At 53.2% G+C, this 21666-nt stretch carries 19 protein-coding genes; 11 read left to right on the top strand and 8 right to left on the bottom strand.

Annotated features, from left to right (window positions below):
* Positions 1–13 precede the first annotated feature (13 nt).
* Together DFER_RS06395 and DFER_RS30050 are read left to right on the top strand one after the other, a co-directional pair.
* Positions 14–598 carry an RNA polymerase sigma factor gene (locus tag DFER_RS06395; RefSeq protein WP_015810797.1) on the top strand — a complete coding sequence of 195 codons (585 nt, stop codon included), beginning with the start codon at positions 14–16 and terminating at the stop codon, positions 596–598.
* Positions 585–2003 (top strand): hypothetical protein, encoded by a 1419-nt coding sequence (locus DFER_RS30050; RefSeq protein ID WP_015810796.1) that lies wholly within the window; start codon positions 585–587, stop codon positions 2001–2003. Before DFER_RS06395 ends, DFER_RS30050 begins: the two co-directional genes overlap by 14 nt.
* 35 nt (positions 2004–2038) lie before the next feature.
* Here DFER_RS30050 and DFER_RS06385 read toward each other — a convergent pair whose 3' ends face one another.
* Positions 2039–3703, bottom strand: a complete 1665-nt coding sequence (locus DFER_RS06385) for an ArnT family glycosyltransferase (protein ID WP_015810795.1) — start codon at positions 3701–3703, stop codon at positions 2039–2041.
* Between the two features lie 106 nt (positions 3704–3809).
* A complete protein-coding gene (locus DFER_RS06380; RefSeq protein WP_015810794.1) occupies positions 3810–4199 on the bottom strand; it encodes a winged helix-turn-helix transcriptional regulator in 390 nt (129 codons plus the stop codon).
* 97 nt (positions 4200–4296) lie between these two features.
* On the opposite strand from DFER_RS06380, the gene DFER_RS06375 reads away from it, so the two are divergent.
* The 3 genes from DFER_RS06375 (at position 4297) to DFER_RS06365 (ending at position 6923) form a co-directional block, all read left to right on the top strand.
* Entirely contained in the window at positions 4297–5037 is a 741-nt protein-coding gene (locus DFER_RS06375) for an SDR family NAD(P)-dependent oxidoreductase (RefSeq protein ID WP_015810793.1), read from the top strand.
* A gap of 60 nt (positions 5038–5097) precedes the next feature.
* Complete coding sequence (locus DFER_RS06370; RefSeq protein WP_229206195.1) at positions 5098–5718, top strand: Crp/Fnr family transcriptional regulator; 621 nt, start codon at positions 5098–5100, stop codon at positions 5716–5718.
* Positions 5719–5789: 71 nt separating this feature from the next.
* Positions 5790–6923: an oxidoreductase gene (locus DFER_RS06365; RefSeq protein WP_015810791.1), complete on the top strand. Its 1134-nt coding sequence runs from the start codon at positions 5790–5792 to the stop codon at positions 6921–6923.
* 11 nt (positions 6924–6934) lie between these two features.
* Here the strand turns inward: DFER_RS06365 and DFER_RS06360 are convergent, their stop codons facing one another.
* The 3 genes from DFER_RS06360 to DFER_RS06350 all read right to left on the bottom strand — a co-directional run bounded on the left by DFER_RS06360 (position 6935) and on the right by DFER_RS06350 (position 9991).
* Positions 6935–8878: a M56 family metallopeptidase gene (locus DFER_RS06360; RefSeq protein WP_015810790.1), complete on the bottom strand. Its 1944-nt coding sequence runs from the start codon at positions 8876–8878 to the stop codon at positions 6935–6937.
* 18 nt (positions 8879–8896) lie between these two features.
* The gene (locus tag DFER_RS06355) at positions 8897–9256 is read right to left on the bottom strand and encodes a BlaI/MecI/CopY family transcriptional regulator (protein ID WP_015810789.1); all 360 of its coding nucleotides are present in this window, start codon (positions 9254–9256) and stop codon (positions 8897–8899) included.
* Between the two features lie 87 nt (positions 9257–9343).
* On the bottom strand, positions 9344–9991 hold the full coding sequence (locus DFER_RS06350; protein ID WP_015810788.1) for a response regulator: 648 nt from the start codon (positions 9989–9991) through the stop codon (positions 9344–9346).
* Positions 9992–10461: 470 nt separating this feature from the next.
* Here DFER_RS06350 and DFER_RS06345 point away from each other — a divergent pair, with 470 nt between their 5' ends.
* Both DFER_RS06345 and DFER_RS06340 read left to right on the top strand, forming a co-directional pair.
* Entirely contained in the window at positions 10462–11091 is a 630-nt protein-coding gene (locus DFER_RS06345) for a response regulator transcription factor (RefSeq protein WP_015810787.1), read from the top strand.
* 51 nt (positions 11092–11142) lie between these two features.
* Positions 11143–11772 carry a response regulator transcription factor gene (locus tag DFER_RS06340; protein WP_015810786.1) on the top strand — a complete coding sequence of 210 codons (630 nt, stop codon included), beginning with the start codon at positions 11143–11145 and terminating at the stop codon, positions 11770–11772.
* 51 nt (positions 11773–11823) lie between these two features.
* Here DFER_RS06340 and DFER_RS06335 read toward each other — a convergent pair whose 3' ends face one another.
* Positions 11824–12540: a LolA-like protein gene (locus DFER_RS06335; RefSeq protein WP_015810785.1), complete on the bottom strand. Its 717-nt coding sequence runs from the start codon at positions 12538–12540 to the stop codon at positions 11824–11826.
* A 59-nt stretch (positions 12541–12599) separates the two neighbouring features.
* Positions 12600–15158 carry a TonB-dependent receptor gene (locus tag DFER_RS06330; RefSeq protein ID WP_015810784.1) on the bottom strand — a complete coding sequence of 853 codons (2559 nt, stop codon included), beginning with the start codon at positions 15156–15158 and terminating at the stop codon, positions 12600–12602.
* Between the two features lie 275 nt (positions 15159–15433).
* Between DFER_RS06330 and DFER_RS06325 the strand changes: the two genes are divergently transcribed.
* From DFER_RS06325 to DFER_RS06310, 4 genes are all read left to right on the top strand, one after another.
* Positions 15434–18442 (top strand): sensor histidine kinase, encoded by a 3009-nt coding sequence (locus DFER_RS06325; protein ID WP_229206194.1) that lies wholly within the window; start codon positions 15434–15436, stop codon positions 18440–18442.
* Positions 18443–18491: 49 nt separating this feature from the next.
* Positions 18492–19238 (top strand): LytR/AlgR family response regulator transcription factor, encoded by a 747-nt coding sequence (locus tag DFER_RS06320; protein ID WP_015810781.1) that lies wholly within the window; start codon positions 18492–18494, stop codon positions 19236–19238.
* A 255-nt stretch (positions 19239–19493) separates the two neighbouring features.
* The gene (locus DFER_RS06315; RefSeq protein WP_015810780.1) at positions 19494–19874 is read left to right on the top strand and encodes a hypothetical protein; all 381 of its coding nucleotides are present in this window, start codon (positions 19494–19496) and stop codon (positions 19872–19874) included.
* A gap of 265 nt (positions 19875–20139) precedes the next feature.
* Entirely contained in the window at positions 20140–21030 is an 891-nt protein-coding gene (locus DFER_RS06310) for a sensor histidine kinase (protein WP_041734773.1), read from the top strand.
* On the opposite strand, the gene DFER_RS06305 is transcribed toward DFER_RS06310, so the two are convergent.
* A complete protein-coding gene (locus tag DFER_RS06305; RefSeq protein WP_229206193.1) occupies positions 20995–21654 on the bottom strand; it encodes a response regulator in 660 nt (219 codons plus the stop codon). The genes DFER_RS06310 and DFER_RS06305 overlap by 36 nt on opposite strands.
* Positions 21655–21666: the final 12 nt, after the last annotated feature.

Here is a 21666-nt window from a genome sequence, read left to right as displayed (position 1 = left end):
TCGACCCCTTTGAATGTCCCTTTTCCGAAACAAGAAATATAGTTCGCTGGCCGATCTGGTAAGGGCTTGTCAAACAGGCGATACCAGGGCGCAGACGGCATTCTACGAACGGTACAAGTCCAGGCTGCTTGGACTTTGCCTCCGGTATGCCAAAACAAAGGCGGAAGCGGAGGACATTTTCCAGGAAGGATTTATCAAGGTTTTCAAAAATATCAATGAATTAAGGAATGTCGAGGTGATTGATAGCTGGGTGAAATCGGTGGTGATCAGGACGGCGATCAACTACTACCACCGGACCACCAAGGAACAGCAGCTGCATTCGAACCTGGACGACTACCAGCGGGAGATTGATTCGGGCGACTACGGCAGGGTAATCACGCAAATGGACATGAATGTGCTGCTGAACATAATCAGCACGCTGCCGGATGGATACCGGATGATCATCAACCTGCATTTGGTGGATGGTTACACGCACACGGAGATCGGCGAAATGCTGGGCATATCGGACAGCACGTCGCGGTCGCAGTTTTTGAGAGGAAGGAATTTGTTAATGAAGAAGTTACAGGAAAAAGGAATTACGCAATATGAAATCTTCTGAAGAGCGCATCGATGAGGAATTGCGGAAAGCCCTCACGGAAAGGTTCGGTAATTTTGAAAGGCTGCCCGACCCGGGCCTGCGCGAAAAGATCTTTAAGGAGCTCGGCGGCGGCACCAGCCTGGTCCAGGCCGGCCTGATCGCCTCGCTGCTGCTGCTGATCTCGGTGACAGGCTTGGTGTACTTCGTGGCATCATCACGCAGCCAGGAGCATGCAGCCCTCACGCATGCATCCGCCGGCACGCAGCGAGAGCGCCCAGGAAAGCGCGTCGCAGTGCATTCGCGAAGGAGCGGGGCTGCGGGGAAGGAAAAAGTGATCGATCAAACCAATGTGCCGGAAAACTTATCGGAAGCCGCTGAGGCTAATGCGGCAGAGCGCGTAACTGCCGCAGAGGCTGAATTGCCGGCGCAAAAAGGCATTTCAGCGCCAGCGGAAAAGCATATTCAGACAAAGATTAGCAGGGATAAAACAGGCCGCATTGCCGGCCGCACTCCTTCATCCCGCAAAATAGATGAGGGACAAAGGCTGCCGGGCGACGCTCCGTCATACAAAGCGCCATTAACAGTTCGCGAATTGCCGGATGTGCAGCTCGCCGACGGGCAGCTCGCCAATGCACAGCTTGCCGATGTGCAGGAGAGCGAAACGCCTCTCATTACCGCGGACCGGAAGACACTGGAAGGGCCTTCGGTGGCCGATCAAGACATCGGGGTGCTGGATCACAGGCCACTGGCCCTTCCACAATACCAATGGCAACCGGACACACTCGTAACGCCCGGCGAGCCGAAAAAGCGCTACGAATATCTTTTCAAGGAACGTTGGAGTATTATCGCGGGCGTCACCCCGCTGCGTACATTCCAGATACTGACCGTGCGGCCGGGTAATGGCGTTGTGTATCAGAATTTTGTATTGCCTGCTAAAATTTCGGCGGAAACGGTCGGCTATAAGTTTTCGGCGGGCGTGGAGCGAAAAGGTTTCCAAATGCTGGTCAATTACGGCCAGTTCCGGCAATCGTACCGCTATGAAATCGCGACGAGCGAGTTCGAGGTCGGGCCCGACTTGTCCGGCAACTATGAGGTGATCCGGAAAGGAATTCCGCAGGAGGAAAACAGCACCGTGCGGCTCGTGGGCCTTGCTGTGAAAAAACATACCGTTCGCCGGTCGCATTTCCTGCGCGACTATTTCGGCGATGTAGGCGCGGAGTTCAGCCGCGACCTGACGTCGAAAAGGAATATGGTGTGGGTAAATGCGGGTTTTGGCAAAGAGCTTTTTGCAGGCAACAATGTGGTGATGACCGTGGGCCCTTACATCGAATACAGCCTTACCAAACTGCGCAATCCCGACAATCCGTTTAAAATCCAGCCTTACCAGATCGGCCTCTCGGTAGGTTTGCGTTATATGAAAAAATGACGCGAAGCCCTCGGACTCACCCGTCCGGAGGGCTATCAAAGCGTATCTTCGTCGCGGATCAGCAACAGATAGCGCGGTTCCACCACGGCACCGCGCTTTTTTTCATCCAGAAAACCATATTTCAACCGCGTAACATGGAAATGCTGGGGCGATGCCTGCACCTCGGCATCCACGCCCGAGCGGATGAGGCTGTCTGTTATGGCGGCGGTGGTGTAGAGATAGCAGGGCGCATCATCGATAAAATCGTCGAGGTGCTCGCCGTTTTTAATGAGCTTCACCTCACCGGGCGAATAGAATTCGAAGCTGTAAGAAAACGACCCGTACGCCGCCACGGGAAGATCCCGGTTTTTCTCAGGAATAACCCTCGCCGCCTGCATACCCGATTGGTATTGTAGTAAAAAAGGGTAAAAGAACTGGAACAGGAAAATATACAACATCGCGGCCATTGCATACCCTTTGAATAGCAGCTGCTGCATGGCATTGCGGTAACTGACTACATTCGCTATCACCACGATCGCGAGCGCAATGCCGGCCGCCAAAAGACCATTCTCAATGCGGGTGATGTACAGCAAACCGGCAATGAAAAGCAGCGTGATTACGAGCAGGACCGTTTGCACCGTCACCAGGTGATTAAGCCGGGAGCGGCGCGCCAGTTCAACGAAGAAGTAGGCCGTGATCATTGAAAAGTATGGGAATTCGATCACCAGGTAATGCGGAAGCTGAAATTTGGACAAGGAAAACAGCACAAATGTCACCAGCGTGCTGCCGTAAATGACCCAACGCAGCGCATTCCGTTCCTTGTCGAACCGCAGCAGGTAAACGATCCCGCCCACAAGCCCCACCGACCACGGCAGAAATGCCCATAACGTGGTGTGCAGGAAAAAAGTGACATTGCCCGAGCCCTTAATAGGCCCGGTATTGAAGAACCGCCCGAACTGGCTGTCCCAAAAGAAAAACCGCAAACCGGAAACATTCGTACGCCCAAAAACGACCTTTTCCGGGTGGAGATCGAACTGGACGTAAAGGCTGTACAGCTCCGGCAATATGAACACGAAACACAACGCCAGCACAAGCCACCAGCGGTAATTGATAAACTCACGGAACTGTCTGGTGATGAGCCAGTAGATTACCCATCCGCCACCCAGCGTAATGAGCACAAAAATGCCTTTCGTCATGATGGCGCAAGCCGCGAACAATGCCGCCCAAACGATGTGCGACCAATGCGCCCGGGCATTCACGCGCAGCATGTGCCAGGCTGCCCCGATAATGCAGGCCGTGAGGTAAGGCTCGGCGCGCACGTCGAAATTGGCCAGTGTGCTGTGCAATGCCACGGTGTAAATAAGCACGGCAATTTTGGCGACATCTTCGCTATGTAAGTCTCTGGCAATGAGGTAGGTGTAGCGCAGACTGAGCAGCCAGAACAGAAATGCGGGCAATTTGTATGCAAAGCCCGTGATGCCGAAGATTTTGTAGCTGATCGCCGCCATCCAGAACGGGAAATGGGGCTTATCGAGCCAGTCGTGGCCGTCGCCGTGGAGATTTATCCAGTCGTTATGAAGTACAATATGCTTGGCGATGGTGGCGTACAATGCGCCGTCGGGCTCGATGATGTCCAGCCAGAGCCCGGGGATGTTGAGCAAAATGCCGACGAGGAGCAGCCAGGGAAAATAGCGGTTCAAATAGGGGTCACGGTTGTTCATAACGTTGCGTATTTCGGGGGATACAGGAGTGCGTTAAAACTATGCCTGCCTTGTGATGTACGCACGAAGTTTTGAACTTGTGACGGTTGCGGATGTAAAATCCGTGTTATTTAATTGTTAATTGCGCGCAACTTACCCTTTTGCCGTCCGAACCCGGCCGGTTTTCAGCACCCCAGTCGGTGAGGATGTTTATAACCGGCTCGAGGCTTTTGCCGAGGTCGGTGAGCTGGTATTCCACACGCGGCGGAACTTCGGGGTACGCTTTACGACTGATGAGCCCGTCGCTTTCCATTTCGCGCAGCTGCAAAATAAGGATGCGTTCCGAAACCGCCGGCAGGCTGCGGCGGAGGTCGCTGTACCGCATGGCGCCATTAGCCAGCCGCCACAGGATAGAGGGCTTCCACCGCCCGCCGATGAGGTCCAGCGTGTAGGCCATGTCGCAATTCCCGTTGATCAGCATTTCGTTTTCAAGGTTCGTGGAGCTTTGTTTTCGCATAACTTACATTAATGTTAGTACTTGACAATTATGTTAGTACCTGTAAAAGTAAGAGTATCAGGATAGTTTTGCAACGAAATCAAACCTATCGAACATCATGCAAAATCTGAAAGACAAAGTCGCATTCGTAACAGGAGGGTCCAGGGGAATAGGAGCAGCTATCGTGAGGCGGCTCGCTGCGGAAGGCGCGAAGGTGACTTTTACCTACGTGAACGGCAAGGCGCAGGCCGAAGCGCTCGTGAGCGAGCTGGCCGGACGAGGCCTTAACGCTGCCGCCATTCAATCCGATAATGCAAAAGAAGGGGCCGTTTCGGCGGCCATCGACCAGGTCGTTGAACATTACGGCCGGCTGGATATCCTCGTCAACAGCGCCGGCGTGTATGTAGGCAAGCCATTCGAGGAGCATACGACAGGGGATTACGATTATGTGATGAATGTGAATGTAAAGTCGGTGTTCGAAGCCTGCCTGTCGGCGGCCCGCAAAATGGAGCGGGCAGGGCGGATCATTACCATCGGCAGCTGCATGGCCGATCGCGTGGCGGGGCCGCAGGCAACCTTGTACGCCGCCAGTAAATCGGCATTGTCGGGCTTTACGAAAGGGCTCGCGCGGGACCTCGGGCTCAAAGACATTACCGTCAACCTCATCCAGCCCGGGCCGGTGGATACGGACATGAACCCGGCGTCGTCGGCATTCTCCGACTCGCAGCGGGCCATGATGGCCATTCCGAAGTACGGCCGTCCCGAACACATTGCCGATGCCGTGGCCTTCCTCGCGAGTCCGGCCAACAGCTACACCACCGGCTCGGTGTTCACCATCGACGGAGGCACGCTAAGCTAGGTTTTTGGATCGCACGGATTAGTTTCCAATATTTACGGCCCATAATATGCCGCCCGTCCATTGGAAAAAGATCCCGCATTGCACAGCATGATCCTCGGCCACGTCCAGCGCCGGATCGCGCTCACGCCGGCCGAACAGGACCATTTCGTTTCCCTTCTCAAAATCCGGAGGCTGCTTCCCAGGCAATACCTCGTCCAGCAGGGCGACATTTGCCGGTACGAAAACTACGTGTGCAAAGGTTTTCTGCGGTCGTTTTATGTGGATGAGAAGGGGAATGACCACACGCTGCATTTCGCGATGGAGGACTGGTGGATCACCGATTCCACCAGTTACCATTTGCAGGTACCCGCCACGCGCAACATTGTGGCGCTGGAAAGTTCAGTTTTATTACAAATTGAAAAGGACGACCTCGAACAGCTGTACCGTGATATTCCCGTCTTCGAACGCTTCTGGCGCATACTCGAACAAAAGAGCGGCATCGCCCAGGACCAGCGCATCCTGAATGCCATTTCCATGACCGGCGCAGAGCGGTATGAAGCGCTCATTGCCAGATACCCGACCCTCGAACAGCGCATGCCGCAGCGCCATATTGCTTCCTACCTCGGCATTACGCCCGTTTTCCTGAGCCAGATCCGCAAGCAGGCCACCCGGCCCGACGCCCCCGGCATTAAACAAGTTTAAGGGGTTTTATTAAAATAGTTATACGTCCTCTGGCTGATCGGCCCGGTACTTTTGTAATCAAAAAACGAAGTATGGAAACGATTAGAAAGACGATATTCGACCCTGCCGAAATGCAGGGTAAAGCCTTGGCAAACAGGTTGGTGGTAGCACCGATGACGCGCGTAAGCGCCACAGCCGCGGGCGTGCCTACACAGGAAATGGCGGACTATTACGAAGCATTTGCCGCCGGGGGCTTCGGAATGATAATCACCGAAGGTACTTTCACCGACACGCTGTTCAGTAAGGCGAACTACGATCAGCCAGGACTCGTGAATGCGGAACAAATGGAGGGCTGGAAACGGGTGGCCGACGCCGTGCACCAGCACGATGCGGTGATCATCAGCCAGCTGATGCATGCCGGCGCATTGTCGGAGTTCAGCGACGAAACGATCGCGCCTTCGGCCGTGAGGCCCGTAGGTTTGCGAACAACGGACTTCACCAGCGCTCCAAGTCCTTTTCCAGTGCCCCGGGCAATGCAGCAGGAGGATTTTCAAAATGTCAGGGAAGGTTATGTAAATGCCGCCTTACTTGCACAGCAGGCTGGTTTCGATGGCGTGGAGCTGCATGCGGCCAACGGTTACCTGTTCGACCAGTTCATTACCCCGCATACCAACCTCCGAACCGACCAATACGGCGGCGACGAGCGGAACAGGCTGCGGTTTCTGATGGAAGTATACCAGGCGGTGAAAGCGGCATTGCCGGAACGTTTTATCGTGGGTATCCGGCTTTCGGAGAGCAAGGTGAACGACCTCACTTACCGCTGGCCGGGCGGGTCGGCCACGGCGCGACGGCTTTTTGAAGTACTTTCTGAAATTAACCCGGATTACGTGCATATTGCTGCGGAAGGCGGCCGCTGGGAACGCGAATGCCTCTATCCGGACGGCCTTTCGTCCAACAGCATTGCCAAAAGCATTCTCCGATCGCCCGTGATCGCCAATGGCGGAATGCATGACGTAGCATTGGCCGAAACGCTGCTGAATAGCGGTGCGGCCGACCTTGTGTCCATCGGCCGCGCCGCTATTGCCACGCCCGACTGGCCGCAGCGCATTGCCGCGGGCGAACCGGTGGTGCCGTTTTACAAGGAGCTCATCAAGCCCAGCCTTACGCTCGCCCATACGCGACGTGTGAAAGCACAGCAGCAAGAGTCGGACCTGTGTTTGTCATGATTAACAATACATTATCGCCGCGCGAAGTCCGGCCGCTCAAATACTTCGGCCACAGGCCGCGTTTCGATCCACCAAATCCGGTCGAGGGCCGGATCGTAGTAGCGGGCGAGTCGGCCTTTGAGCAGCATAATCCTTTTGATTTCGTGCTTTTCAGGCATCAGATTGCTGCTTGCACCGTACACCTGGCGGAAACCGTCGAGCATATACGGTTCGGTTTGCAGCCTGCCGGGATCGAAGGATGGGGCGTCCAGCACTTCTACATTGCCTTTTACGAGGGCTGCTGGCGGGGCGTCGCGGTGGATCGGGCATGTAAGGTAAACGATCTGCGTGCAGATGCCCACCATCGACGGCGCTCTGCGCTCCTGGTCCCAGCTGAGCATATAGGGGTAGCTTTTGAATGCCGCATTCACCTCGCGGTGCGTGACTTCCTTGCCGTTCAGGTACAGTTTGGTTTCTCCTTCATAGCCGACGAGCTCCTTTTTGCGGTCGAAATAACCTCCTTTGTAGAGTGTGATCACGTCTTTCGGGAATCGGTGCGTTCGCTGGAAATCCATTTTGAGCGCAACCTCATCGCGGAATGGACGCAGGTTTTGAAGTAAGTACGCTTTAAGTTCGGAGCGGGCGCGCCGCGGCTCGTACTTGTCGTAAAATGGCTTGGTGGGAATGTAGTAGTGGTTGCTCAGCGAAGCCGGTGGGCCTTGCGTTGTGAGGAAGGTCACATTAAACCCGTCGCCCCAGACGTAATCTTGCTGGTAAGTCTGGCCGGCAATCGACCGCTCGCGGCCTTTGCTAAGGTATTTCACCTCGTAGGAATGCATGACCCCCTTTTCCATCTTGACGGGCACCTCCGCAAAGTAGTAGCCGTCCTCGTCGGTCATGATCGTTTTGACGGTAAGGTCGTCGTGCGTCACAGTGAGCATTTCGCGGTCAAGCGGCTTGCCGGTCGAGGCGTCGAACAAGAGGCCCGCCAGGTGAATGTGGTCTTTGGGCTTCCGGCTGCTCACGGTTTTCTTGTCCGACTGCCATTGCCGCATGAAGATGCGTTTCACGGGCGCTGGTTTCGGTTGGTCAACCCTGAATGCCGCCAGCATCACCGCCAGCAGCGGCAGTGTGAACAGGAAACACGCCAGCAATATACGCGGGCTAGCATTTTTGTTCATCATCACAATCCGCTGTTTCAGGGAATGGTAACCGAACTGGTTGACGAGCGAAAACTCGGCACCAACGGCCGTTTTGAGCAATAAATACTGGTATGCTTTGGTATCCGGATGATTTTCGAGCACTTTCTCATCGGCAATGTATTCGAGATTCTGCCGGATCGCGCTGCGGATGAGCCACACGAACGGGTTGTACCAGTTGATGATGCACAGGATTTCGGACCAGATCACGTCCACCGAATGCCATTGCCGCACGTGGATGTACTCGTGCAGGATCATGTCCTGTAATTCGTCGGGCTGGTGCAGGGTTGGATTATAGAAAATGGAGTTTCCGAAGGAGAACGGGCTGATTTCGAGGTCGAAATGGTAGATCCTCACGCCGTCGTCCGACACGAGCCACGATTCCGCCTTAATGCGCCGGTAGGACCGGATGTGCATGCACAGCCTGGAAACCATAACCACCATGCCGGAGATCCAGAGCATGGCAATCCAGTCGGTAGGAGTAGGGCCGGCGGGGCTTTCTGCCACTGGCGGCGGCACGACGATCGCCGGTGCCTGCGCCTGTGTGATCGTGGGCACGCTTTGGACAAACGTGCGGGCCGGCAACGTGGCTGGTGCTTGTTCGATCACCGTGTTAATATTGATGTGCGGAATGATAAAGCAAAGTGCGGAGTACAGCAGCAGATAATGCCGGTTGGCGTTGTAAAAAGTGAGCTTGCGCAACACAAACTGGTAAAAAAGCGCGATCAAACCGAAGCTGACCGACAATTTGAGCAGGTAATCCAGGAATGCCGACATAGCTGACTGGGTTTGAGGTTACTTTTTACCTTCTATAATGCCGATAATCTCCCGCAGTTCGTCGGCCGATATTTTGTTTTTCTGCGCGAAAAAACTCACCAGTTCCTTGTAGGAATTTTCGAAATAATCTTTCACCACACTTCCCATAAACTTCTGTTTATAAGCCTCTTCGCTGATCGCCGGGGCGTAGAGGTACGCATTGCCGATCAGCCGGCTGGTGAGGTAGCCCTTCTTTTCGAGATTCTTGATGGTGGAAGCGACTGTCGTATAGGGTGGGGCGGGAGGTGCCATTGCTTCCATAAACGACTTCACACTGCCTTCTCCCGTTTTCCATACCGCCAGCATGGCGTCTTGCTCCTGTGTCGTTAATTTTTCCATATCTACGATTTTTTCGTAATTCTACGAACTGTTCGTAATTAAGTCAAATATTTTGGTGAAAAATATCAGATGACCGGCACGGGCATGTCAGATGCCGGGATTCCGGCTTTTGTAAAACTGCACTTTTTTGAACATTTCGATCAGCGTCGATACTTTCAGTTTGTCAAAAATGCGTGATTTGTAGGTGCTAACCGAGCTTTCGGTCAGGTTGAGTTTGATGGCAATTTCTTTCGTCCAGTAGCCTTCAATAAGCATATCCATCACTTCCAGTTCGCGTTGCGACAAGTGTTCGAGGGGATTTTCGCCATTCGGTTTGTTCTCGACCGTGTTGCGGAGGAGCTGCTGCTGCACGGCGGTGCTGATATAGTTGCCTGCTTCAAGCATGGATAATATTGCTTTTTTAATCTCCTCCTGCGAAGCGTTTTTTGAAAGAAATCCATTGGCTCCTGCTTTCATGTAATGCAATGCGTAAATCTCTTCTTCCAGGCTGGAAAAGATCATGATCAGGACTTTCGGCTGAATTTCACGGATCTTCGGGATCATATTGAAGCCTTCACCGTCTGGAATGTTGATGTCCAGCACGACGAGGTCCGCCGGAGAGTGCGACAGTTGGGTAAGGGTCTCACTGAAAGAACCAGCCTCGTACACGACCACCGGATTCAGTAAGTCGAGGATCAGGAACCGGGTGGCCAGCCTGACAATCGCATGGTCTTCAACCAGTAAGATTTTTTTCATTTTTCAGAGAAGGGATTGTATCGGTTTCAGACCGCCCGCCATTTTCGGGACGCTATTAGTTGGGAATCAAATGCAGTAAATATTGGATAAATCTCCAATTATTTAAGGCAATACTTATCCAGCGGTCTGTACAAGTTTACAGTTAATTGTGCGTATAGGCAAAAAAACTTTTACTTGTCGAAATGCGCAAGAAGCCGTTCTTAACGTCCAAAAACGCGGTTTACATCATGTAGGCAGGTGTTTTCGACGAATTTTAGCCCTCCAAACGCCTGCCAGCCGACGATTCTAGACGAGTTTGTTTGATGTATGTTAGAGAAATTTCTACATTTACATGTAGGAGTAGATGCATTTAATTTGTACTTAAACAAGGTATATTAAAAACGAATTACTTGCTACGAGGTCATGAGTAGAATTATGACAGATTTGAAACGGTTATCGGCAGGGCCAACTGTCTGCCATTCAGCAATTTTATGAATATACTCATTATCGAGGACGAGCCGCTGACGGTGCTTGGGTTGAAACAGAAAATCAAAGAAATCAATCCCGCCGCGATGGTGGATAATGCCCCGTCCGTCGACATGGCTTTTGAACTGACCGGACAAAACACTTACGAACTGATTATCCTCGATATCGACATTAAAGGCAAGGCAGGCGCCGGAGTGGTGGAGCGCATGAAAACGCTTTATCCCGCCACCGCGATTCTCGTGATCACGGATTTAGATGAGCGCATTTACGGACTGCCGTATATCAAGGCAGGTTCTGACGGATTTTTATCCAAACTGGCGCCATCCGCACAGTTCGACGAGGCAATCCGGGGCATGATGGTGATGGGTAAATATGCCAGTACCGCTTTGCAGCAGCAGATTATCCAGGAAAACCACGTCACGCGGTCCGTGCGGCATGCCAATCCGCTCAAAAGCATTTCCGCCCGAGAGAAGCAGGTCATGAACCACCTGATCGCCGGAAAGTCCACCGCCGAAATCGCCGCAATTCTGAACATTAACAAGACAACCGTGGGTACTCACAAAATGCGGATACTCCGGAAAATGCAGGTCAATAGTCTCATCAAGCTGATCGAAAAGGTCAGAATGTTGAGTTAGAGACATTTATATCAATAACCCGCACCCCCGACGCGTATTGACGACACTTCTATGAAATTTTTATGTATTGAAAACCACCCGCTTCTGTTGCTGGGACTAAGAATGGTTTTTGCCGAATGCTACCCGCATGCAACCGTCGCCCACGCTGCTACGTTCGAAGAGGCGCTTACTATACTCGAAACGGAAACGTTCGCTCTGGCGGTGGTAGACATCGAAATCCCCGGCGGCGAAAACGTGCGGATGATGGAAATCATGCGCGAAAAGCAGGTCGGACTTCCTATTCTGATCCATTCGGGATTCGATGAAAAGGTGTATGCGCTGCCCTACCTGCAAGCCGGGGCGGACGGCTTCATTTCTAAGCAGGCGCCGCATGAGGAATTCAAGAATGCGGTGCAGGCGATCCTCGATCACGGCCGGTATGTCAGCTACGAAGTCCAGCAAGTGTTCCTCACCAGCTTCACCGACACCAGCGGCCGCTCCACGGGCAACCCGATTGTGTCGCTCTCACCCCGCGAGCGCCGCGTAATGCAGCTCATGACCGAGGGAAAATGGACAAAGGAAATAGCGGCCATCATGAACCTGAAAGAAAACACGATCAGCACGTACAAAAGGCGCATTTACGACAAAATGCAGGTGAAGGACCCGGTGGAACTATCAAAAAAAATAGCGTTGTTCAGATAACAACGCTATTGTATGGTCATGCCGGCGCACGAATCGTGCAATTGGCCCGGGCTATTTCGCCGGCTTTTTGAATATCGCCGGATCTACCGGGGAGTTGACGGTGATCTTGTTGGTAATGAACGACATCGTGCCCATTTGCGCGTTGCTGATCTCCATGGTATTCGGGAATTTCACGCCATCGACTTCCTTGTAATCCGACATTTCGATTTCGCCGTCCTGGCCGTTCATTGATACCTTCACTTTGCTTACGAGGTAGGTGTTCGCGTCGAGGTACTCGTCGATCACCTGGCCGTCCTGCGTGGTGAGTTTCAGGTGAAATGCGTCTTTTTTGTTAACCGTTTCTTTACCTACCAGCTCCACTTTGTTGCCTTTTTCCTTGTAGTTCACCAGGCCGCCGAATGGGTCCAGCGAGCTGAGTTGCTGTTTGAGCTGGTCGGCAGGCATATCTTCCGGCTCGCCGGTGCCGCCCATCATCGTCGGACGGATCATCCAGCCCTGGCCGTTGTCCACCACCTGCACCATGGTGTTACCCATCACCGTCGATTCGTTGCGCACGGACTTACCCACGACGAGCGTCGTTTTATTGGGTATTTCCATGCCCTGCACCGCCAGGGAGCGGTCGGTGATCACGGTATTCACAGCTTTGATCTTGTCGAGCCCACCGAGGGCAGCGACGTGTTTATCTACGATTTCGTCCACAGTCTGCGCAAAGGAAGCGGTAGAAACGAGCGCTACTGCCAGCGTCCACATTAGTTTGTTTGTTTTCATAACCGAAGTTGTATTTTGAGTTAAACAGGCTTGTGTAAGTTCATGAAATATTGTCGCACTTAGCGAGGGGCGTTTCCGCCGCCCTGGCCGCCACCGCCTTGCTGCTGGCCTCCGCCTTCGCTTTTCACGTCGTCATTGTTCACGGATTTGGCTTTTCTGCGCGGCGCGTCCATTGTCATTTTACCTATTTTGTAGGTGAATGTGAGGCGGAACCCGCGGTTGTACAAATAAATGTCATTGACCTGGTTGAACTGCAAGGAAGTCAATTCGGTATGCATTTTAAATCTTTTGCTCAGGAAGTTTTCCGCAGCGAGGCCGAGGCTGGCCTTTTTATTGGCAAATTCCTTCTTCACACCGACGGTGTAGAACCCGAATCCGCCCTGCTTACCCTGCAACTGGATCTGCTGACCTTGCATGAATCCGAACGCCTGCGCGCCCCAGCCATTGCCGAAGGTAGCCTGCGAGAACAAACCACCGCTGATATTCACCCCGGTGTTGTCGATTTCCTGCGAAATCCCGTCCTGTCCGACTGTTTGGCCGGTCAGCTTCGTGTAAAATGCATTGGCGAACATCCCGAAGTTGATTTTGGAAGTAGCGGCGATGTTGGCGAAGATGTTCGCGCCGTAGGCATGCTGCTTACCGATGTTCTCGTAGGTCGTCACGATGGCGCCCGCGAGCGTATCCGAAGGCTGGCGTACCTGCGTGATCGCATTGTTCGTGAACCGACCGAAGAATGTAGCATTCACATACGTTTTCTTGATGTTCTTACTCAGCCCGAGTTCGTAGTTGTTTGTAAGTTCCGGGCGCAGTTCGGGGTTACCGACGGTAATGTTCTGCGGGTTGGCCGAGTTAAAGTTGGGGTTGAGCTGCTGCAAGCCCGGGCGCTGGATGCGTCGGTTGTAACCCAGTTTCACGGTGGTTCCCTTAAATGTTTTGGATGCATTCACACTCGGCACGAGCACGCCGTAATTGCCCACACCCACCACACCTTCGTTCGTGGCCGCGTCGATAAATGTGTGTTCGTAGCGCAAGCCGCCTTTGAAAGTGTAGCGCTTTTTAGTCGTATAAGTGTAGGACGAATAGGCCGCGGCAATGTTCTGATGGTAAGTCAGGTCACCGGCAGGCTGGTCGGTTTCGGGGCGGTAGTCGCCGGTAGGTTCGGCGATGAGGAAGCTGTATTTACTTTTTACTTCCCGGAAAATGCCTTTTCCACCGAATTCCAGCATCTGGTTTTTCTTAATAGGTGTCTGATAGTCAGATTGGAACGTAAATTCCTGGTTAATGCTCTTGTTCAGGTTCCGCTGGCGCGCTTTCAGGTTTTTATCGTCAAAAATGTCGGCGTCGAAGTCATTGGTCAGGTCATTGCGGCTGTACAGCGTCGATACGCTCCATTCCTGCTGCGGCTTGAACGTATGCAGGTAATCGACGTTCACGTCCACCGTTCCCGAAAGGTTGTCGGCAGCCACATTACGTGCTGAAAGCACATCCGTCGAGCCGGTTTTCATTAGTCGGGTGGCGAGGTCCTGCTGGTTGGAGAAATTGCGTACGCCGTATTTCACACCGGCCGTGAGGCTTTGGTTTTTGGAAATGTCGTAATCAAAACCCAGGTTATAGTTACCGAAAAGGCCGTGGCTGGAACCGTCGCCGGTTTGGCGCGTGGTTGTGGTAACGTTCTCTACGGTGCTGGTTTGTTCCAATGTGCTTTTGGTTACCGTATTGTACATCCCTCGTCCGAAGCCGCCGATCGTGAAACCGGCTTTGCCCTTGCGGTAGCCGCCATTGAGTGCAAGCATGGAACCACGGTTTCCGACACCCGCGTCGATATTCAGGTTTAAACCTTGCAGGGAGTTCTTTTTGGTAATGATGTTAATGATCCCGCCCGAGCCTTCTGCATCGTATTTGGCTGATGGGCTGGTGATCACTTCTACCGACTTAATCTGGTCGGCCGGGATTTGTTTCAATGCATCGGCTACGCTGTTGGCGATGATCGTGCTGGGTTTGTTGTTGATCAGCACGCGTATATTCTGGCTTCCGCGCAGCGATACGTTGCCGTCCAGGTCAACGGTTAGGAGCGGAACTTTGCGCAGGATGTCGGTAGCGTCGCCACCTTTGGCGGTAATGTCCTTTTCGGCATTGTAAACGAGGCGGTCAACTTTCTCTTCGATCAACGCGGCTTGTCCGGTTACCGTTACCTCATTCAGGGTTTTGGTATTGGAGCCGAGGCTGATCGTCCCGAGATCCACGTCCTGTCCTTTGCCGAGCTTGATATTGTCGACGGTTTTATTGGCATAACCAATGAACGATACGAGTATCTTGTAGTCGCCGGCAGCGAGTTTGGTGAGCGCGAATTTCCCCTTATCATCGGCTACCGTTCCGTCAATGGCCTTGTTGTTCGACTTGTCGTAAAGTGCAATGCTAACAAATTCGATGGGTTTGGATGAAGCGGAATCAACGATGGAACCGGTAATTCTGGCCGATCCCTTGGGGCTTTGGTCGCCGGCCGTTCCGGGCAGGGCTTTGGGCTGGCTGCTTCCTGCGGCGGGAAATTGCGCAAATGCCGGTGACAGGAGTGAGCAGGCAAGGATGGAAACAACGAGGAGAAATCTTAGCATTTTCATGGGTTTGGTAAATGACGCAACAAAAATGCTTGTGCGAGGGCTCCTCTGAAAGCAAAATATGACAAAGGCCGAAATATAGGGGATGGATGAAGGGTTCGGCGCGATGGGCGATAAACCGGCCGCCATACGCCCCCAGGGCCGGCCCGAAGTGGATCGGCTGGCCGAATACGGCCGCAGACTAACAAAATCGGCAACTTACTGAACGGTTCCGTCATTCCTGTATTAAATTGTAAAACTTGCATGCTTTCGAACTAACCTCTGTCCCGTCAAACCAGGTGGCCTTTGTTAAATGTCTGTGTGTTGGTCTGTTTGCGCTGCTGGCGGCGGGTTCCCTATGCCGCGGGCAGTTGCCGGATTTCAATGTGCAGCTGCTCGACGACCAGAGCAGCATCCAGACGGCCAATGCGTCGAGGATCATCCGCGACCGCCACGGGTTTCTCTGGGTCCTTTCGCCAAGGCACATTCAGCGTTTCGACGGCCAGAATGTGCGCCGGATCGAAACGCAGGGCGAAAACCTGCTCGATATCGCAGCCGACAGCTCCGGCACGGTTTGGACGGCGTCGGGCAGCGGCATCCGCAACTACCGTATCGGCGACCGTTCACTGCGAAAAATTCCTCTAACCGGCCCCGCCATTGCACCACTCAACAAGCTGAACAAATTGCAGGTAACCCCCGACAACCGGGTATGGGCCAATGCAGGCCGCGGCCTGTACCGCTACGATCCTCGCGCCGGCTCCTTCCGCTTCGTTCCAATGGCTGGGCTTGAAAACCATTACTTTTACCGGCGGATTTTCAGCAGGAAAGATTATCAGCTGTACCTGGCGGATGTGCGAACGGTATTCTGCCACGATACGCGCACCGGACGCACGCGCCGGGCCGCATTCGCGGATGTGCGGGCAGTGGTGCCTGTGAGCGACGATGTGGTGTGGGCGAGCAACAATCTGTTACAGACGTTTGAAATCAACTTCGCTTCGGGAAATGTGCGGCAAATCGCTCCGGCCGATGCGAACAACCCGGAAGGAATTCCGCTTGCGGAGCTGATCAGCATTACACCGCTGGACGGTGACAGAAAACTCGTGAATACTACCAAAGGCTGCTTTTTGCACCACATTCACCGCCGGACATTCACCCGCGCCACGCTCTTCGACTCCGGTAAGCCGCTGCCGAATGATGAGAATTACGCCGACTTTCATGATCAGAACGGGACGCAATGGATACTTTCCCCGGAAGGCATCCTGTTTTTCAGGCCGCTGGCGCATACCGTCGGCTGGCTCAATGGCGTCAGCGATCCTGGTTTGAGCAATAATGTCAAATCCATCGCCGAGGATGCGCAGGGAAATATCTGGCTCGGTACGTCCCGCGGGCTGGCGGTGCTGGATATTCGCAGCGGTAAGGTGAATGCTGTGAAGCTGCCTGGCCGTAGGGACGGGCATTTGGGGGAGGTAAGAGGGCTGATTTTTGATGGAAAGCACCTGCTCGTGGCGGCCAGCGGCGCATTGCCCATGCTGGTTGATCCGGTGCGCAAAACTTTCGCCGATTTGCATTACCCTGCCGGGGTGAAAGGGGAGGCCCTCCGCTCCAAACTGAACGACGATGCCGTTGGAACCATGATCAGAAAGGCCGATGGGAATTTCCTTATTATGGGCGAACTGGGCTGCTACGAAGTGCGGGCCGGATCCTACCAAATTGCGGAAATACCTGTCGAGGGATTTGAAAAACTGATCCAGACCGTGGCCCGCGACGCGAACGGGCATCACTGGATGGGAACTTACCAGGGCTTGCTCGTTACGGATCAGGACTTTCGGAATGCGCTCTCGGATAGCGGTTTCGCTCCGGGAAAGCTTGTGGGAGCGGTGCTCGTCCGGAACGATTCTACGGCATGGTGCGGCTCGGTGGGCGTTTACGAAGTAGTGAAAAGCGGACGTTCGCTCCGCAAACGCAAAATCTTTCCCGAACTGGCCAACCAGCGGATTTCGATGATCCACCGCGACAAAGGCGGGCGGATATGGATCGGCGGCGATGACGGCCTTTACCTGCTCAATCCGAATGCCGACAAGCTGCAATGGTTCGATTTCAGGGATAACATTCAAAACAAACCTTTCAATAGCAATGCTGTGCTCGAAGCGGCTGACGGCCGGATGTACGTCGGCGGCTTGAACGGATTGAACTATTTCGATCCGGCGCTCCTGAAACACCGCGAAGAAAAACTGAATGTGATCATCGCCGCCGTAACCGCGAACCAGGACGATTCCCTGCTCACCGAAACCGCAGCGCCGCTCACGCTCGACTGGACGCAGAATTCCGTGGAAATCCAGTATCTGACACCCTATTTCAGAAACCCGGGCAAACTCATGTACCGGTACCGCCTCAGCGGGCTCGACGACGCCTGGACGGACAATGCGCGCAACAGCCGGGTGAGGTTCACGTCGCTGCCGCCTGGTTCGTACACCTTCTCGGTCGCTGCCAGCCTGGACGGGCTCACATGGTCGGAAACGGCAAGGCCATTGTCCTTCGTGATTTTGCGGCCCTGGTGGAAAACGTGGTGGTTCACGGCGGCTTTGCTTCTGGCGGCAGGTGGACTTGCTTATTGGCTTTTCAAACGGAGGTTATGGGTTATCAAGCGCCAAACCGCATTGCGGGAACACATGGCCGAACTGGAAATGCGGGCATTGCGCGCGCAAATGAACCCGCATTTTATATTTAATTGCCTCAATTCCATTAACCGATACATCGTCAAAAGCGACAATGCGACGGCGTCGCTTTACCTGACGCGTTTTGCCAAACTAATACGGCTTATCCTCGACAACTCCAATAGCAAGAAAGTGCTGCTTTCCAACGAGCTGGAAGCCTTGAAGTTATACATCGAAATGGAGCGGATACGGTTTGATAACCAATTCGACTATCAGTTTATGCTCGGAGAAGACGTGCATCCCGACTCAATCGAAGTTCCATCGCTGATCATCCAGCCCTATGTCGAGAATGCGATCTGGCACGGGTTGCTGCACAAGGAGAGTCACGGGAGCCTTTGGATCAGGATCAGGATGCTGGACGAATGCACGCTGGAATGCATCGTGGAAGATAATGGCGTGGGGCGCGGGAAGGCGGCGGAATTCCGCAGCAAGTCGGCTACCGGGAAGAAGTCGCTGGGCATGAAACTCACCGAGGACCGCATTGCGGTGCTCAACCAATATGCCCGCACGAATGCGAGTGTCGCCATTGTGGACCTGGTCGACGACCTCGGCCAAGCCGCAGGAACGCGGGTGATTGTCAAAATCCCTGTTTGAAGTAGTGAGCCTGTTTGAAGGTATTAAAAGATAAAAACCGAATGAACTTATGATTAAATGTGTGATCATCGACGACGAAAACAATTGTCTCGAAATGCTGGAATGGCTGCTCAAAACCTACGCTCCGGGTGTGTCGGTGGCGGCCATGTGCAGCTCGGGCGAAAAGGGCATCGAGGCTATCCGTGAACACCGGCCCGATGTCGTTTTTCTGGACATCGAAATGCCGCGGATGAATGGTTTCGATATGCTCGAAAAGTTTGATAAGCTGCATTTCGACGTCGTTTTTACAACCGCCTATGACAAGTTCGCGATCAAGGCATTCAAATACAGCGCATTGAATTACCTACTGAAACCCATTGACCCCGACGACCTGATCGAGACCATCCGGCGGATCGAGGAGAAGCGGAGCGTGCCGTCGCGCGAACAGATCGAACTGCTGTTCCAGAATGTGAGACAGATGAAAAACACGCCGCAGCGGATCGCGCTCACCGCCGGCGACGGGATGATTTTTGTGCCTACCCAGGATATTCTCTATTGCGAGGCCGAAAGCAACTACACGAGCGTCGTGCTCGTTACGGGCAGGAAAGTAGTGGTTTCCAAGGTTTTGAAAGACATCGACGAAGCCCTCAGCGGCCCCGATTTCTACCGTGTACACAATTCCTACCTTGTGAACCTGAACCGCATCAAGAAATTTGTACGCGGCGAAGGCGGCTATATCGTGATGGACAACGATGTGGCCATCAGCATTTCAAGATCGAGGCGACAGGAGTTCATGGAAATGTTCGCCCGTTTTTGACCGGATACTCAAATGAATTTTATTAAACGGTTTTGTTTATTTAATTAGTAATCAGCGAGTTGTGAATGTGATTTATGCAAAATGCCCTGCCGGATGCAGGGCATTTTACGTTTCTGTCGATTTGCTCAATAAACGTGCAGGCGGCTCAATGCCATGATGCGGCGGCGATGGGCGGATATAATTTTGTCGTGTCAGTTAGCAAAATACCTGTCCGCAGCAATCAGATTATTTACAATCAATTATTATTTACTAGTCATGAAAAATCTATTGAACAAGAGTCGCCTGAGCAGCATTGCATTATTGTTTGTCATCGTTTTCACTTTCTCCTGTAAAGACGACAAGGAGCCTGTGCCGCAGGGAAACCTGCTGTTTTATACCAACTACACCCCGGAAAAATACGACCGAATCGACGTTATTGTCGATGGCAAAATCATGGGGTCGATTTCCGAAACGGCGGCGGTGAGGCCGGAGTGCAATGCGCAGGGCAGCGCGGCGGTAGTAAGCCTTACATTGCCCGTCGGCAGCTACGCGGTGTCGGGCAAGCGGTATAAAGGCGGCGAGCTGGTTGGGAACTGGAAGGCGAGTTCGGCCAGCGTTACCATTGAAGAATGCAAACGGATCAGGTTTGTGGAGTAACAGCGTGAGAGGACGGGCGCCAGCCGCCCGAAGTAGAATACCATGACAGTCCCGCGGCTTTGCTGCGGGACTGTTTGTTTTTCATAAACCAATGTGTCTGATCACCTTCGTTTATAGTTTGTAGTGATTTTGTAGAAATTGTGAGAAAAAAATAAGCCTTGCGTACCAATATTTACTACAAATCTCATTTATTTGCATTTCTGAAAGCACCCGCCACGATACAACTCTTATTCAATTAAACCGAAACTAATCCCGGTAGTGAGTTATGATCTTGCAATGGATCTGTGTCATCATATTGACAGCGGCGGGGCTGCTGGTGTTTTCCCTGTGGGCGCGCAGCCGCTACTTCCGGCTCGCCCATGCGCGCAGGCTGCTCGAAATGCAGGTAGAAGACCTTTCCCGAAAACTCGAATTTAGCAATGGGCTGAAACAAAAGATCACGATGATGATCGCCCACGATCTCCAGTCGCCCCTGCATTTTCTGAATGTACTTTCCGAACATGTGTCGCGCTTTGCGGCCAATAACCAGCTGTCCGAGGTAAAAGCGGGCACGGAGGAGATGCGTAAGGCCACCGGCAACATCCACGCATTTGTGAAAGAAGTGAACCTCTGGGCGCGTTCGCAGCACGAGAACTTCCAGCTGGCGGAGCATTCGTTTTCTTTCAATGAGCTGGTAGGAGAGTTGCAGCAGTTTTTCGAGGATATGCTGCTGCTCAATCACAACGTGCTCACGGTTGATTGCCCGGACGAAGTGTATGTTTACACCAATCGCGACATTCTGAAAGCCGTCCTGCGGAACCTGATCGACAATGCGAACAAGCATACGCGCGGAGGGGAAATAAAGCTCGTTTTCACCAACGAACCGAATCATTCGCTGCTCACCATCGCCGATAACGGCAGCGGAATGCTTCCGGCCGATCTACAAAAAATCCGCCGCAGACTTTCAAACCCTATGTTGAATGCGCCCGTGGAGCCGAATAGCAGGCTGGGCTACCAGCTCATCGCCGACTTCGCGCACACGCTGGGCTACGCAATGTCGGTGACGAGCAGCAGAGGCATTGGTACTTCGGTAAGTATCAGCGGGTTGAAATGCGGCAGTCCGGCCGTCGGCGCGCTGCTTTCAGCCGAGGTTATAGGCATCTGCCAGCCTGACTAACGCGGCTTTATTGGGAATATTGAGCTTCTTGAAAATCCTGCGCTTGAAGGTGTTAACGGAAGTATACTGCACTTGCAGTATTTCGCTGATCTGCGTCACCGAGTAATCTTTTGCCAGATAGGTCGCTACCTGGAATTCCCGGGCCGTCAGCCGGTCGAACGGGTTGGCCGACTTACCCGTGAGCGTGTCGTTGATCAGGATGTTGGCCAGGTTCGTGCTGGCGTACCGTTTGCCGCTCATGATGGTGGTTACGGCTCTGGCGAGCTCCTCGGGCGAAGAGTCTTTTTCGAGGTAACCATGCGCGCCCTGTTGCAGCGACCGTTTGCCGAAAACGCTTTCATCATTCATGGAAACGACGAGAATCTTCGTCTCACTGTAAAAATCCCGGATCCATTGCAAAAGCTCCGTAGAATCGGTGTCGGGCATGTTCAGGTCGAGCAGGAGGAGGTCATAGCGATGTGCCGTAAATTGCGCCCTTACCGACTCACCATCCCAGCTCTCATCTATCTGGCTCTCCGAAAAATAGTTGGTAAGCACCAGTTTCAGTCCGTACCTCACCAGTGAATGGTCGTCGGCTATCAATATTTTCATCATTTCGAACGTCGAGAATCTAATTAATGGCAATATCGCAAGAAT

Source organism: Dyadobacter fermentans DSM 18053, from assembly GCF_000023125.1.
GTDB lineage: Bacteria > Bacteroidota > Bacteroidia > Cytophagales > Spirosomataceae > Dyadobacter > Dyadobacter fermentans.
Note: the sequence above shows the minus strand (reverse complement) of the source record. Positions and strands in the feature narration are given on the sequence as shown.

Coding starts and splice junctions, on each gene's coding strand:
- DFER_RS06395 (WP_015810797.1), top strand. CDS start 14: ATGTCCCTTTTCCGAAACAAGAAATATAGTTCGCTGGCCGATCTGGTA.
- DFER_RS30050 (WP_015810796.1), top strand. CDS start 585: ATGAAATCTTCTGAAGAGCGCATCGATGAGGAATTGCGGAAAGCCCTC.
- DFER_RS06385 (WP_015810795.1), bottom strand. CDS start 3,703: ATGAACAACCGTGACCCCTATTTGAACCGCTATTTTCCCTGGCTGCTC.
- DFER_RS06380 (WP_015810794.1), bottom strand. CDS start 4,199: ATGCGAAAACAAAGCTCCACGAACCTTGAAAACGAAATGCTGATCAAC.
- DFER_RS06375 (WP_015810793.1), top strand. CDS start 4,297: ATGCAAAATCTGAAAGACAAAGTCGCATTCGTAACAGGAGGGTCCAGG.
- DFER_RS06365 (WP_015810791.1), top strand. CDS start 5,790: ATGGAAACGATTAGAAAGACGATATTCGACCCTGCCGAAATGCAGGGT.
- DFER_RS06360 (WP_015810790.1), bottom strand. CDS start 8,878: ATGTCGGCATTCCTGGATTACCTGCTCAAATTGTCGGTCAGCTTCGGT.
- DFER_RS06355 (WP_015810789.1), bottom strand. CDS start 9,256: ATGGAAAAATTAACGACACAGGAGCAAGACGCCATGCTGGCGGTATGG.
- DFER_RS06350 (WP_015810788.1), bottom strand. CDS start 9,991: ATGAAAAAAATCTTACTGGTTGAAGACCATGCGATTGTCAGGCTGGCC.
- DFER_RS06345 (WP_015810787.1), top strand. CDS start 10,462: ATGAATATACTCATTATCGAGGACGAGCCGCTGACGGTGCTTGGGTTG.
- DFER_RS06340 (WP_015810786.1), top strand. CDS start 11,143: ATGAAATTTTTATGTATTGAAAACCACCCGCTTCTGTTGCTGGGACTA.
- DFER_RS06335 (WP_015810785.1), bottom strand. CDS start 12,540: ATGAAAACAAACAAACTAATGTGGACGCTGGCAGTAGCGCTCGTTTCT.
- DFER_RS06330 (WP_015810784.1), bottom strand. CDS start 15,158: ATGAAAATGCTAAGATTTCTCCTCGTTGTTTCCATCCTTGCCTGCTCA.
- DFER_RS06320 (WP_015810781.1), top strand. CDS start 18,492: ATGATTAAATGTGTGATCATCGACGACGAAAACAATTGTCTCGAAATG.
- DFER_RS06315 (WP_015810780.1), top strand. CDS start 19,494: ATGAAAAATCTATTGAACAAGAGTCGCCTGAGCAGCATTGCATTATTG.
- DFER_RS06310 (WP_041734773.1), top strand. CDS start 20,140: ATGATCTTGCAATGGATCTGTGTCATCATATTGACAGCGGCGGGGCTG.